Source organism: Bradyrhizobium ganzhouense (assembly GCF_049949285.1).
GTDB lineage: Bacteria > Pseudomonadota > Alphaproteobacteria > Rhizobiales > Xanthobacteraceae > Bradyrhizobium > Bradyrhizobium ganzhouense.
On record NZ_CP181318.1, the window covers coordinates 5,159,690 to 5,172,956 of the forward strand.

Sequence of the window (13,267 nt, forward strand, 5' to 3'; positions counted from 1 at the left end):
AGACTGTCAACAGGTTAGATGGTTAAGCGCTGGTTGATGTCGCTGCGACCGGCAAGAACTGACCGGCATCACGGCCATTGCAGGCAAAACCTGCACACCTCTCGCGATGCGCATCGATCGCATTTGTATGTTGCGGTTTATTTCGCGTTAACCGCGCTTCCTAACGTCGCCTCCACATCGATCCCGTAAACTAACGGATGTTACGGGGGTCGTGAATTGACCCTGACGTGTGTACGGCAGCGACGACATGATGACGAGATACGGCAGTCGTCTCCTTGACCAGGCCTTCGTGCGCAGCGGGCCGATCCGCTGGCTGGTGATGGGCGGCACACTCCTGATCGCTGCGATCGCCGTCGGCGCGGTTCTGATGGCGCAGAATTTCCGCGAGCGCGCGCTGCGCAACTCCGGCCGTGAGCTGGAGAACACCGTGCTGCTGCTCGCCCATCATTTCGATCAGCAATTGCAGGATTTCGCAGTCATCCAGAAGGACTTCGTCGGCCATGTGCGCGCAAGCGGAATCACGACCGCGGAGGACTATCGCAGGCGCCTTGCCGGCCAGGACGTGCACCAGCTGCTACGTTCGAAGATCGAGGCGCTACCTTACATGGGCGGCGTCAACATCATCGATGCCGACGGCAATGTCATCAATTCCTCGACGACATGGCCGGCCCCGAAGGTCAACGTTGCCGACCGCTCCTATTATCGGACCTTCCGATACGATCCGCAGGCGCCCGACGTACTGATCGAACCGGTGCACAGCCGCATCTCCGGCGCCTGGACCATCCTGATCGTGCGCAAGATCGTGGGACCGCACGGCGAGTTCATGGGCATCGTCGGACGGGGCATCGAGCCGGCCAATTTCGAGAAATTCTTCGAGACCGTCATGCTCGGCGAAGGCGCGACGATCTCGATGCTGCATCGGGACGGCACTTTGCTTGCCCGTTTCCCGCAGTCCAGCGAGATGATGGGACACAATTTCAGGAACGGTTCGTTCGAGCAGCAAAAGATCTTCGCGCTGGATCACTTCGCCGGCCGCGTCGTGAGCCCGGTCGACGGCGAGGACCGGCTGGTCTCGGCGCGTGCCCTGCCCCACTTCCCGATCCTGATGATGGCGACGACCACGCGCGCGGCGGCGCTTGCCGACTGGCGCGAGCAGATCGGTATCCTGATTTCGGTCGCCGGCGCCTCTGCGCTCGCGATCGCCGGCGTGCTGATCGCGATCGTGCGCAAGCTCCTGGAGCAGCATCGCATGTCCCGGGAACGGCTGACGCTGGAGAAGCAGCGCCTCGACCGCGCCATCAACAACATGACCCAGGGCCTGCTGCTGTTCGACTCCTCGCAAAAGCTCGTGGTCTGCAACCAGCGCTACATCGAGATGTACGGGTTGTCGCCCGAGATCGTGAAACCCGGCCACAGCTTTCTCGACATCATCGCGCATCGCAAGGCCACGGGATCGTTCCCCGGCGATGTGGACCAGTATGTCGCACGCGTGCTGCGCGAAATCCACGTGCGCAACTCCATGGTCGTCGACACCGGCGATGGCCGCTCGATCCAGATCGTCAACGAGCCGCTCGGCGACGGCGGCTGGGTCGCGACCCATGAGGACATCACCGAACGTCGCCGCATCGAGGAGCGCATCACCCATCTGGCGCACTACGACGCGCTGACCGACCTGCCGAACCGCGCCATGTTCCACGAACATCTGCGCGGAGAGCTCCTCGGCATCGTCGACGGCGAAGAGTTCGCGGTTCACTACATCGACATCGACGAATTCAAGGGCGTCAACGACGCGCTCGGCCATCTCGTCGGCGACGAGCTTTTAAAGTCCGTGGCGGAGAGCCTCCGCGGCTGTGCCGGCCCCTCCGACTTCGTGGCCCGGCTCGGGGGCGACGAGTTCGCGATCGTGCAGAGCGCGGTGACCTCGCAGGACCAGGTCAACGAGCTCGTCGCACGGGTCTTCGCGGCGATCCGCAAGCCGTTCGACTGCATGGGCCATCATCTCACCACCGACGCCAGTATCGGCATTGCGCTGGCACCGGGACACGGCACCGCGCTGGACCAGATCCTGAAGAACGCGGACATGGCGATGTACGCCGCCAAATCCGCCGGGCGCCGCACCTACCGATTCTTCGAGCCGGAAATGGACGCCAAGGTGCGCGAGCGGCGCCAGCTGGAAATCGATCTGCGCCACGCCATCGCCCATGGCGGCCTCGAGGTCTATTACCAGCCCTGCCTCAGCCTCAAGGACGACCGCATCACCGGCTGCGAGGCGCTGGTGCGCTGGCGCCACCCCGAGCGCGGCATGGTCTCACCGGCCGAGTTCATCCCGATCGCCGAGGATACCGGGCTGATCAACGAGATCGGCGAATGGGTGCTGGCGACTGCCTGCGGCGACGCTGCCGGCTGGCCGGACGACATCCGCCTCGCCGTCAACGTCTCGCCGGTGCAGTTCAAGAGCGGCACGCTGGCGCTGAAGATCATGGCGGCGCTGGCCGCCTCCAATCTGCCGGCGAGCCGGCTTGAGCTCGAGATCACCGAGGCCGTGCTGATCCGCGACGACGAGACCGCGCTTGCGATCCTGCACCAGCTCCGCGCCATCGGCGTCCGCATCGCGCTCGACGATTTCGGCACCGGCTACTCCTCGCTGAGCTATTTGCACCGCTTCCCGTTCGACAAGATCAAGATCGACCGCTGCTTCGTCAACGACATCGCAGGCCCCGACGGCTCTGCCAGCATCGTGCAGGCCGTGGTCAATCTCGCCAGCGCCCGCCGCATGGCGACCACGGCCGAAGGCGTCGAGACCGAGGAACAGCAGCGGCTGCTACGCACGCTCGGCTGCACCGAGATGCAAGGCTACCTGTTCAGCGCCGCAAAGCCGGCCGACAAGGTCATGGAGCTGTTTGCACTCCATCGCAGCCGCCTCGCCCAGCGCGACGGCAAAGAAGCTCGCCGCCGTGAGGCAGGTTAAATCCAGCCTTCACCCGCTTGCCGTGACGTGGGAATTCGTGGGGTGAGCAAAGCGAAGCTCTTGTCTCACCGCGCATGCAGAAGCGGTGGGCACGTCGCTTACGCTCCTTCGCCCACCCTACGGCATCTCGACACTCGATCAGCTAGTTCGGCACCGTGGTCTTCGGCGCCGGCTTCGCGGCTGCCGCGTTCACGGTGACGCCGTGCAGGAAATCGTAGGCCGCGTGCAGCGCCTTGTCGTCCTTCTCTTCCGGCGGCACATAGGACTGCGATCCTGTCTGCTCGGTGCCGTCGGCGGCCTGCAGATGGCCGCGCATCTGCGACTCCGCCATGGTGTCGATGCGGCCCTTCAACTCGGCCGGCACATCCTGGAGGATCTCGATGTCAGGCGCGATGCCCTGAGCCTGGATCGAGCGGCCCGACGGCGTGTAGTAGCGCGCCGTGGTCAGCGCCAGCGCGCCGTTGCCGGCGCCGAGTGGAATGATGGTCTGCACCGAGCCCTTGCCGAACGAGCGCGTGCCGATGATCGTGGCACGCTTGTGGTCATGCAGTGCGCCGGCCACGATCTCCGAGGCCGAAGCCGAGCCGCCGTTGACCAGAACCACCAGCGGCTTGCCCTTGGTCAGGTCGCCGCCATGCGCGGTGAAGCGCTGGGTCTCTTCCGGATTGCGGCCGCGGGTCGAGACCACCTCGCCGCGCTGCAGGAACGCGCTGGACACCGACACGGCCTGGTCGAGCAATCCGCCCGGATTGTTGCGCAGGTCCATCACGTAGCCGACCAGCTTTTCCTGCGGGACGTCCTTGGAGATCGAGGCGATCGCCTTCTTCAGGCCGTCGGTGGTCTGCTCGTTGAACGAGGTGACTCGGATATAGCCGATGTCGCCGTTCTCGACGTGGAAGCGGACGGGGCGGACATGGATGATCTCGCGTGTGATCGCGACATCCATCGGCGCATCGGCGCCCTTGCGCATGATGGTGAGCTTGGTCTTGGTGTCGACCGGCCCCTTCATCTTGTTGACGGCCTGCTCGAGCGTCATGCCCTGCACGTTTTCGCCGTCGATCTTGCTAATGAGGTCGCCGGACATGAGGCCGGCCTTGGACGCCGGCGTGTCGTCGATGGGCGAGACGACCTTGACCAGGCCCTCCTCCATCGTGACCTCGATGCCGAGCCCGCCGAACTCGCCGGAGGTGGTCTCCTGCATTTCGGTCCAGGCCTTGTCGTTCATGTAGCGGGAATGCGGATCGAGCGAGGTCACCATGCCCGTGATCGCGCCCTCGATCAGCTTGGAATTATCGGGCTTCTCGACGTAGCTCGCCTTCACCCGTTCGAAAACTTCTCCGAACAGGTTGAGCTGGGAATAGGCATCATCCGCGCCCGCTGCCGCCCGTGCCGCCCAAAGTCCGCCCTGCGGACCGGATACGAGGAGGGTCAGGCACACTCCGGTGAGCGCGCCGAGGGGGAACAGCAGGGTTTTCCGCATGGAATGGCTGGCCTTTATCTCTTGGGACGGGACGCCAGGCAAATGGCGATCCAGCCCGGTTCTCACAATACCATTCAGGTTTCTTCAAGGCCGGGCTGCCACGCCCGCGGGTATATCGCAAAAATCCCTTCGCCCTGGCCTAAACTTTTGGCAACGTTCCGAAACCATCGCCCGCCCATCGGGAATCGATCGGCCGAGCCACGCTTCGCAGCTATGCGATTTTAGGATGGTTTTGGAGGGCCGGACGAGATACCCGATGACATAAGGCTTCAAATTCTCGGGAGGATAACAATGAACGAAGCACTCCGGCCGGAACGGAACGTCGAACTCGGTGCCAGCAACGAGCCGTTCCAGAACCTGCACGAATTCATCCGGAAGGCGCGTTCCAACCTCAACCAGAACGCCTGGGACTACATCGTCGGCGCCGCCGAGACTGAAACCACGATGCGCCGCAACCGCATGGCCCTGGACGAGATCGCTTTCCGCCCGCGTGTGCTGCGCGACGTGCGCAAGGTCTCCGGCTCGGTCGAGCATTTCGGCCGCAAGATGCGCCTGCCGGTGGTGCTCGCCCCCGTCGGTGCGCTCGAAATCTTCGATCCGCACGGCGCCGCCAGCGTCGCACGCGCGGCCGGCACCTTCGGCGCGTCGCACATGTTGAGCTCGGTCTCCGAGCCCGGCCTGGAGAAGACCGCCGAAGCCGCTCCCGACGCGCTGCGCATGTACCAGCTCTATGTCCGCGGCGATGACGCGTTCGTCGCCGACGTCGTCAGCCGCGCCGAGAAGGCCAAATATGCCGCATTCTGCCTGACCGTCGACACCGCCCATTACAGCCGTCGTGAGCGTGACATCGCCAAGCGCTACGTTCGCGAAAGCCGCCTGCGCGCCACTGGCGGCGATTTCCAGAAGGGGCTGGAGTGGCGGACCGTGAAGATGGTCAAGGACAAGTTCAAGATACCGCTGATCCTCAAGGGCATCGCCACCGCCGAGGACGCGCAGATCGCGATCGATCACGGCGTCGAGTGGATTTATGTCTCCAACCACGGCGGTCGCCAGCTCGATCACGGCCGCGGCGCCATGCATGTGCTGCCCGAGGTCGTCGACGCGGTGAAGGGTCGCGCCAAGATCATGGTGGATGGCGGGATCTGCCGCGGCACCGACATCGTCAAGGCGATCGCTGCGGGCGCCGACCTCGTCGGCATCGGCCGGCTGCAATGCTGGGCCCTGGCGGCAGCCGGCGAAACCGGCGTGGCGCGAATGCTCGAGCTGCTCGAGGACGAGGTGCTGCGTTGCCTCGGCCTGCTGGGCGCCACCTCGTTCGCCGAGGTCAACAAATCCTGCCTGCACCAGGCCACCGCAACCAATGCGCCGAGCGTGTTCAGCGCATTCCCGCTGTTCGACCATGAACCCTACCGATACTGAAGGATAGAATGACATCGCTCTCTCCCGGCAGCGCCGATGCGCTTCTGTTCGATCTCGGGCGCGTCGTGCTCGACATCGATTTCTCCAAGGCGATCGCCTGCTGGGCGGGACATGCGGGCCTCGAGCCCGAAGCCATCGTCACGCGCTATCAGCGTGACAGCGAGGCCTACCGGCTGCACGAGGTCGGCAAGATCAGCGACGAGGCCTATTTCCAGTCGCTGCGCTCATCACTCGGCATCGGCATTTCGGATGCGCAATTCCTGGAAGGATGGAACGCGATCTTCGCCGGCGAGATGCCCGACATCGCGGAATTGCTGCCGCGGGCGGCGAAGCAGATGCCGCTGTTTGCCTTCTCCAACACCAACCGCCCGCACGTCGACCATTTCTCGAGGCAGTATGCCGATCTGCTCGGCCATTTCCGCGAGCTCTATCTGTCCTCCAGCATCGGCCTGCGCAAACCGGACGCGGAAGCCTTCGACCATGTCGTCACCGCGATCGGTGTGCCGGCCAACCGGATCGTGTTCTTCGATGACCTCGCCCAGAATGTCGAAGGCGCCCGCGCCCGCGGGCTGAAGGCGGTGCATGTCACCTCGCCCCGCGACGTCGGCAATGCACTCAAGGCGCTGGGAATCTAACGGCCGATTCCGGAACAATTTCGCCCGGACACGAGGAACCGAAACACTTTGTGCATTTTTGTACAGAGTTCCGGGAACGGAATGCCCGCTTCCGGACTCTAGAGTCCGTTGGGACTTCTACGAACGGACGTATCATCGTGTTGGGCAAAACCTACCTCACCAAGCAGGCCTCACTGCTGGTCAAATTCGCCAGGACCACCTCAGACTCAGAGCTTTCAGCCAAGCTGATGAGCAAGGCGGCTGATCTGAAGGCCCAGGCCGATCCGATGCCCGACAGGGATCAGGGCCCTCGAGCGCCCGATGTCAGTTCAGACAGGTAGCCGGGGACCTGACCGACACTGGCCGTGACTCTCGTCATCCTCGTGCTGGTCTATCTCGCCTTCCGGATCATCCCCGGCGGACTTGATGCTCCCACTCCATCGCTGCGCGGATGACGCAGGTTAAAGCAACCTGTGCGACCACCGTTTTTGCCTCTGCGCCTGCACTCGGCTAGAACTCTCGCCGCTGATTTGCCCGAACGGGCGTAGCTGGAGTTTTCACCGTGGCCCTGATGCCGGTTTCCGATGCGCTTGCTGCCGTGCTCGCCGGTGCGGAGCCGCTGCCCGAGGAATCGGTCGCGCTCGACTCGGCTTTTCACCGTGTGCTCGCACGCGACGTCGCGGCGCGGCGGACGCAGCCGCCGCAGGCGATGTCGGCGATGGATGGCTATGCCGTCCGCGCGGCCGATGCGGCCAAGATTGACGCGCAGCTCAACGTCATTGGCGAAGTCGCTGCCGGCCGGCCGTTCGCAGGAACTGTTGGCGCCGGCGAAGCCGTACGGATCTTCACCGGTGGCGTCGTTCCTGATGGCGCGGATGCGGTCGTGATCCAGGAGGACACCGTCGCCGATGGCAAGCGCATCACGATCACGGAGGCCGCCGTCACCGGGCGGCACATCCGCCCGGCCGGCATCGACTTCTCTGAAGGGGACGTGCTCCTGCGCAAGGGCGCCCGGCTCACCGAGCGCGATCTCGCGCTCGCCGCCGGCATGAACCATCCGCAGTTGGCCGTCCGCCGCCGTCCAAAGGTCGCGATTCTCGCGACCGGCGACGAGCTTGTGATGCCGGGCACCACGCCCGGCCATGGCCAGATCGTCTATTCCAACGGCTACGCCCTGCATGCGCTCGCCCGCAGCGAGGGTGCTGACACCATCGACCTCGGCGTTGCCGCCGACACGCTTGCCGCCACCACCGCCGGCATCCGCCGCGCGCGCGAATCCGGCGCCGACATCCTGGTCACGACCGGCGGTGCCTCGGTCGGCGACCACGATCTGGTGCAGCAGGCGCTGAAGGACGAAGGCACCTCGATGGCGTTCTGGAAGATCGCGATGCGACCGGGCAAGCCGATGATGAACGGGCAGCTCGGAGCGATGCGCGTGATCGGCCTGCCCGGCAATCCCGTGTCATCCTACGTTTGCGGCTTCCTGTTCATGGTGCCGCTGATTCGCGCGTTGTCGGGCCGTTCGATGGTTCATCACCGCCGCGAACGCGCCGTGCTCGGCCGCGACGTCGGCGCCAATGACCAGCGCGAGGATTATCTGCGTGCGCGCCTCGATGTGCGTGATGACGGCACGCTGATCGCCCTTCCCGTCAATCACCAGGACTCCTCGCTGCTTGCAAATCTCGCTGCGGCACAGGCACTTCTCGTGCGCGCACCATTCGCTCCGAAGGCCGACGCCGGCGCTGCTTGCGAGGTGCTGCGACTGCCCGCTTGAGCGCATCGTTCGCAACCGTTCTGCGAACTTTGTCGCGTTCACGCTAAATTAAGCAGTTGCGGAACATGTATCGAACATATAGTGTCCGTTCATGATTTGTTTCGAGCGTGCAGCGGCTTATTGCTGAATTCAGCGTCTCGGAATCGAACGACGTCAACCGGGGGATTTTGGTCGAGATGTTAACGCGCAAACAATACGAGCTCCTGCGGTTCATCAGCGAGCGCCTGAAGGAAAGCGGCGTGCCGCCCTCCTTCGACGAGATGAAGGACGCGCTCGATCTGCGCTCGAAATCAGGCATCCACCGCCTGATCACCGCGCTCGAGGAGCGCGGCTTCATCCGCCGCCTGCCCAACCGCGCCCGCGCCATCGAGGTGATCAAGCTGCCTGAGCTCCAGGCCGCCGCCGGCAGCCGCCGCGGCTTTACGCCGAGCGTCATCGAAGGCAATCTCGGCAAGGTCCGCACGACGTCGAGCCTGCCCGCCGACGAGGGCGAGCGTCCCGTCGCGGTGCCCGTGATGGGCCGGATCGCGGCCGGTACGCCGATAGAGGCTCTGCAGACCCGTAGCCACACCATCAGCGTCCCGCCCGACATGCTCGGCTCAGGCGAGCATTACGCGCTCGAAGTGCGAGGCGACTCCATGGTCGAAGCCGGCATTCTCGACGGCGACATGGCGCTGATCCAGCGCAACGAGAGCGCCGATACCGGCGACATCGTGGTCGCCCTGATCGACGACGAGGAAGCGACACTCAAGCGCTTCCGCCGTCGCGGCGCCTCGATTGCGCTCGAGCCGGCGAACGCGGCCTATGAAGTCCGCATCCTGCCGCCCAACCGGGTCAAAATCCAGGGCAAGCTGATCGGGCTGTACCGGAAGTACTGAGCGCGTCGCGGTCGACGACCGCCATCAACGATTGGAGCGGACGATTGTCCGCTCCGGCTGGATAGTCTTTCTGGTTTTGCACAGATTATCCGGCCACCTCTCCAGCGCTACATCCTCGGCACGCCGCAACGAAGCGCGCATCGCTTCGCAGGCCTTTGACAGACCGAGGAGACAACCATGCGCAAGATCGTTCTGAGCACAGTTGCGATGGCGTTGATCGTAGCATCCGCGTCGCAAGCTTTCGCCGCACAGCCGCAGCACCATGCCCGCAAGGCACCGCAGGCAACCGGCGAGCAATTCCGCAATGCCCGCAACGCCGTCGAGCAGCCGTCGCAACCGGCCTGGCCATATTCGGGCTGGTCGGCACCTGCCGGCCGCTGAGCCAAAGCGTTCACCGAATGCACGGGGGCAGCCTTTGTTCCTTGCGCATCTGAAAAAGATAATGTGATCGCGCTCTGCGGAGGCGAGCCGCAGATTTGCCCACAAAAAAGCATATGATCACAGGCTTCCACTCTGATAGAGGCCTGCGCCTCAGAAGAGGCGCGGGTGCTCTATCCTGAATGAGGAGCACCCAATGTGTGACTACAGCCTGCACGCTGTCGCGACGCGCCCCGCAGAAGTCGGCGAGACAATCGTCACGACAACATTCCGCGGCACCTCGACGCGCGGCTTCGCCTCCGAAGCCGATATGTCCGTCGCCGTCTGCCTGCTGCCGGGAACGGAGCTCGCCTTCGCCGACAACGTCCGCTACGACAATCGCTGGATCTGGACACGCACCGTCAACTCGCGCGTCGGCAAGTTCGGCAAGGTCGATCCGCACGTTCCCGACCGCCATCACGACGCGATCGAATTCCCCGACGGCAAATACGTGCTGGTGACGCAGCTCGTCGAAGGCCAGCGCGCAACCGTGCTGCAACTGCCCGTGACCCAGCCGCTCGGCGAGCGCGAGCAAAAGCCGCAGATCATTGCCGACAGCCGCTCGACGCCTGCGCGTCTGCCGATCGGCTAAGCTGTCGATCTTAGTCCTCCGCCTGAAGATCGGCCTCCGACGGTGTTGCGTCACGGACGCGCGGAGCTGCCGACCGCGGTATGAGGGTCTGTTCGAAATCTCCATCGCCGGCCGCCGCCGGCGACCAGGGGCGGTTTGCGCCCCTCGCCTTCACCGCCTGAATCGCAAAGCCGTCGCCACGCCGCGTCAGTGCCAGCGCGCCCTGGCGCGCGAGACGTAGCCGATCGACCACCATCGCACCACAATCCGGCGGCGCGGGCCTTGCCGTCACCACCAGTGACGCGCGGCCGCAATCGTCACTCAACGCATCGATGCGCAGCGCCAGCGCAACCATGCGGCCGTCGGCAAGCGGCGTCACGCAGCCGGCATCGTCGCATGACACGCTGTCACCGAGCGAGGCGCTGGCCGCATCGCGCGGATCAGCGTCCGCCGCAAGCCACTCCTTCAGCAGGAAATTGTCCTTCTTCGTCCTGATCAGATGCAGCTGCCCGTCCCGGCCTCGCACCGCGACGTTCTGGCCGTCACCGGCAATCAGGATATCGGGTTGCCGGACCGACAGCCCCCAGACGGTCGCAGCCACGAGCACGCAAGCACCTGACCAGCGCAGCGGCGTGCGCAACAGGCCCATCAGGATGAGCCCGAGGCTCGCGGCGATCAGCGGCGCGGTGCCGAAGGCGCCGACGTGACCGATCGCACCGGGCAATGCCGCCACCCAGCGCGTGACCAAGATCATCCAGTCGATGCCGATCCCCATCAGCCACCAGAACACGCCGTCGAGCCCGAACGGGGCCGCGAGCAATCCCAGCAGTCCAGCCGGCATCACCAGCGCCGACACCACCGGCATCGCGCCGAGATTGGCGAGCACGCCGTAGGGCGTCACGCGGTGGAAATGGAAGGCGGCATAGGGCGTGGTCGCAAGCCCCGCGATCATCGAGGCCATGAACAGCATCGCGATCTCGCGACCGCCCCACAGCGCGATGCGCGCGGTCGTCGAATGATCGGGCGAAGCAAACAGGTTCGGCATGCCGATCTGCACCAGCGCGACGAGCCCGAGCGTTGCTGCAAAGGACATCTGGAAGCTCGGATGCACCAGCGCCTCCGGCGCGACCGCGAGCACGATGAGCGCCGCAACTGCCAGCGTGCGGAACGTGATGGCGCGGCGATCGACCATGACGGCGATCAGCACCACCGCGGTCATGAAGAACGATCTCTGCGTTGCGACCTCAGCGCCCGAAAGCAGCAAATAGAAAGCGGAAGCAAACAGCGCCGCGGCGGCAGACCACTTCTTGATGGGAAAGCCCACTGCCAGTCCCGGGATCAGCGCGAGCAGCGCGCGGACCGTGAAGAAGACGACACCCGCGACAACAGCCATGTGATAGCCAGAAATCGAGAGGACGTGACCGAGCCCCGAGATGAACATCGCGTCGTTGACGGGCGTGGTGATCGCATCGCGCCGGCCGGTGAGGAGCGCGGTCGCGATGGCGCGGTTGTCGCCGTCGAGTATTGCCCGGATGCGCGCATCTATCGTGTCGCGCAGGCCTTGCATGATCGCGGCATAGCGTAGCTGCAATCCGCCGGTCTCGGGCGGCGTCACAGTCGTGATCGCCCCCATCGCAAAACCAGAGGCACCGATGCCCTGGAAGAACATGTCGCGCGAGAAATCATAGCTGCCCGGCCGCAGCGGCGACAGCGGCGGCATCAGGCGCGCTTTCAACTGGACGAAGCTGCCGACATCGGGCGCCGTCCCCTTGCGCACGGAGAGGCGGACGCGCTCGAGCTTCACGTCGCTGCGTTGGGCCTCCATCGCAGTGACGCGGAGGACAAAACGGTCAGTGCGCTCGCGAATGTCACGGGTCTCGACGAAGCCCGACAGCGACACAGAATAAAGTGGCTTTGCGAGCACCGTGTGCGCGATGCGCGCGGTCTTCCAGGTCGCCATGGCAAAGCCGGCCGCGACCGCCGCGATCATGATCGCGGGCGCAAACCACCGGCTTCGCCGCAACAGGATGGCACCGAGCGCCAGCGCCAACGCCGTCGAGGCAACCACCCACAGCACCGGCTCATGATCGGCGGCGAAGTAGAGCGCGATGCCGCAGCTGAAGGCGATGGGCACCCAGGGAAATAGTCGCCCGGCGCCGGCTTCGGCCTTTGCCCATTCGCGAAGCGTCCCGACGATCGTGGGCCAGACGCCAAAGCCTGCCGGCAGAAAGCCGCCGGCCGAAGCAGTTCGGCCGACGGGCCAAGTCCCCGCGACACCCTGGGACCGCATTGGCCGACCCGGCTCCGCCATTCCTTAGCAACCCTGCGATACGCGACGGAGGCGGACGCTACCGGAACGTGCAGCGGTGCGAATAGCGGTACGGATCAGGAACAGGCGGTGGAAAAGTCCTACTTTTCCTCTTCCATCGTCACGGCGACATCCGCCTTGGCCGACAGCCGGACCCTGTTGCCCTCGACGCCGGCAACCAGGCCCTTGTCGATGAAGTGGTGATGGCCTTTGTGGCTGCCCTCGCCGCTGTCCTTTTTGGTCAGCTTGATGCGATGGCCCTCGACCTTGTCGACCGTGCCGATATGGACGCCGTCGGCGCCGATGACTTCCATATGCTCTGCGATGTTCTGCATGGTGGGATCCTCGTTGGGGACCCACACAACGCGCGGGGAGCGCGTTCGTTGCCTCGCCGGAATGACGATGCCGTGTGCCCCGTCAGATCAACGGCGCGCGTGACGAGGCATGATGGTTGACGATCTTCCAGTCGCCGTCCTCGCGCAGGATGACCCAGCTCATCTTGACCGAGAACTCCGGCCGCTCACCGGCAAGGTCGAACGACACGATTGCGGCCATGTTGACCAGATCAGAGCTGGCCTGCGCCGCATTCACTTCGGAAAATACCGCGCTTGGCTTGCGCCAGCGCGGCAGGCCGTTGAAGTAATCGGCAACGCCGTCCCTGCCCCGATAGAGCTTTGGGTTGGAGCCGAAGAAGAACGCATTCTTCGAATACAGCGATGACAGCGCCGCCGCATCGAGCGTCGCGAAGTCGGCGCACCACTTCGCGATGATGGCGGAAACGATGGCGTCGGCCTCGTTGCTCATTGTCGTTCCTCAGCCCTTGTCGTCTCAGCCCTTG

11 protein-coding genes are annotated in these 13,267 nt (G+C 64.7%); 7 read left to right on the forward strand and 4 right to left on the reverse strand.

Annotated elements, in window-relative coordinates:
* Positions 1-247: 247 nt before the first annotated feature.
* Positions 248-2,968 carry a bifunctional diguanylate cyclase/phosphodiesterase gene (locus ACLFLU_RS23665; RefSeq protein WP_426407267.1) on the forward strand — a complete coding sequence of 907 codons (2,721 nt, stop codon included), beginning with the start codon at positions 248-250 and terminating at the stop codon, positions 2,966-2,968.
* Between the two features lie 142 nt (positions 2,969-3,110).
* Here ACLFLU_RS23665 and ACLFLU_RS23670 read toward each other — a convergent pair whose 3' ends face one another.
* On the reverse strand, positions 3,111-4,448 hold the full coding sequence (locus ACLFLU_RS23670; protein WP_426407268.1) for a S41 family peptidase: 1,338 nt from the start codon (positions 4,446-4,448) through the stop codon (positions 3,111-3,113).
* 291 nt (positions 4,449-4,739) lie between these two features.
* Between ACLFLU_RS23670 and ACLFLU_RS23675 the strand changes: the two genes are divergently transcribed.
* The 6 genes from ACLFLU_RS23675 (at position 4,740) to ACLFLU_RS23700 (ending at position 10,142) form a co-directional block, all read left to right on the forward strand.
* Entirely contained in the window at positions 4,740-5,867 is a 1,128-nt protein-coding gene (locus ACLFLU_RS23675) for an alpha-hydroxy acid oxidase (protein WP_426407269.1), read from the forward strand.
* Between the two features lie 8 nt (positions 5,868-5,875).
* Positions 5,876-6,502 carry an HAD family hydrolase gene (locus tag ACLFLU_RS23680; protein WP_426407270.1) on the forward strand — a complete coding sequence of 209 codons (627 nt, stop codon included), beginning with the start codon at positions 5,876-5,878 and terminating at the stop codon, positions 6,500-6,502.
* Positions 6,503-7,043: 541 nt separating this feature from the next.
* A complete protein-coding gene (gene glp / locus ACLFLU_RS23685) occupies positions 7,044-8,255 on the forward strand; it encodes a gephyrin-like molybdotransferase Glp (protein ID WP_426407271.1) in 1,212 nt (403 codons plus the stop codon).
* 176 nt (positions 8,256-8,431) lie between these two features.
* A complete protein-coding gene (gene lexA, locus ACLFLU_RS23690) occupies positions 8,432-9,133 on the forward strand; it encodes a transcriptional repressor LexA (RefSeq protein WP_426407272.1) in 702 nt (233 codons plus the stop codon).
* Between the two features lie 177 nt (positions 9,134-9,310).
* Positions 9,311-9,514, forward strand: coding sequence for a hypothetical protein (locus ACLFLU_RS23695; RefSeq protein WP_426407273.1), 204 nt, complete (start codon positions 9,311-9,313; stop codon positions 9,512-9,514).
* A gap of 193 nt (positions 9,515-9,707) precedes the next feature.
* On the forward strand, positions 9,708-10,142 hold the full coding sequence (locus tag ACLFLU_RS23700) for a hypothetical protein (RefSeq protein WP_426407274.1): 435 nt from the start codon (positions 9,708-9,710) through the stop codon (positions 10,140-10,142).
* Positions 10,143-10,152: 10 nt separating this feature from the next.
* Here ACLFLU_RS23700 and ACLFLU_RS23705 read toward each other — a convergent pair whose 3' ends face one another.
* The 3 genes from ACLFLU_RS23705 to ACLFLU_RS23715 form a co-directional block, all read right to left on the reverse strand.
* Entirely contained in the window at positions 10,153-12,432 is a 2,280-nt protein-coding gene (locus ACLFLU_RS23705) for a ComEC/Rec2 family competence protein (RefSeq protein ID WP_426407275.1), read from the reverse strand.
* Between the two features lie 98 nt (positions 12,433-12,530).
* Complete coding sequence (locus ACLFLU_RS23710; RefSeq protein WP_426407276.1) at positions 12,531-12,764, reverse strand: DUF2171 domain-containing protein; 234 nt, start codon at positions 12,762-12,764, stop codon at positions 12,531-12,533.
* An 82-nt stretch (positions 12,765-12,846) separates the two neighbouring features.
* On the reverse strand, positions 12,847-13,233 hold the full coding sequence (locus tag ACLFLU_RS23715) for a nuclear transport factor 2 family protein (RefSeq protein WP_426407277.1): 387 nt from the start codon (positions 13,231-13,233) through the stop codon (positions 12,847-12,849).
* Positions 13,234-13,267: the final 34 nt, after the last annotated feature.

Bases quoted from the DNA above. Each gene is read 5' to 3' on its own strand.
- ACLFLU_RS23675 (WP_426407269.1), top strand. From the start codon at position 4,740: ATGAACGAAGCACTCCGGCCGGAACGGAACGTCGAACTCGGTGCCAGC.
- ACLFLU_RS23695 (WP_426407273.1), top strand. From the start codon at position 9,311: ATGCGCAAGATCGTTCTGAGCACAGTTGCGATGGCGTTGATCGTAGCA.
- ACLFLU_RS23665 (WP_426407267.1), top strand. From the start codon at position 248: ATGATGACGAGATACGGCAGTCGTCTCCTTGACCAGGCCTTCGTGCGC.
- ACLFLU_RS23705 (WP_426407275.1), bottom strand. From the start codon at position 12,432: ATGGCGGAGCCGGGTCGGCCAATGCGGTCCCAGGGTGTCGCGGGGACT.
- ACLFLU_RS23680 (WP_426407270.1), top strand. From the start codon at position 5,876: ATGACATCGCTCTCTCCCGGCAGCGCCGATGCGCTTCTGTTCGATCTC.
- ACLFLU_RS23700 (WP_426407274.1), top strand. From the start codon at position 9,708: ATGTGTGACTACAGCCTGCACGCTGTCGCGACGCGCCCCGCAGAAGTC.
- lexA (WP_426407272.1), top strand. From the start codon at position 8,432: ATGTTAACGCGCAAACAATACGAGCTCCTGCGGTTCATCAGCGAGCGC.
- ACLFLU_RS23710 (WP_426407276.1), bottom strand. From the start codon at position 12,764: ATGCAGAACATCGCAGAGCATATGGAAGTCATCGGCGCCGACGGCGTC.
- ACLFLU_RS23670 (WP_426407268.1), bottom strand. From the start codon at position 4,448: ATGCGGAAAACCCTGCTGTTCCCCCTCGGCGCGCTCACCGGAGTGTGC.
- ACLFLU_RS23715 (WP_426407277.1), bottom strand. From the start codon at position 13,233: ATGAGCAACGAGGCCGACGCCATCGTTTCCGCCATCATCGCGAAGTGG.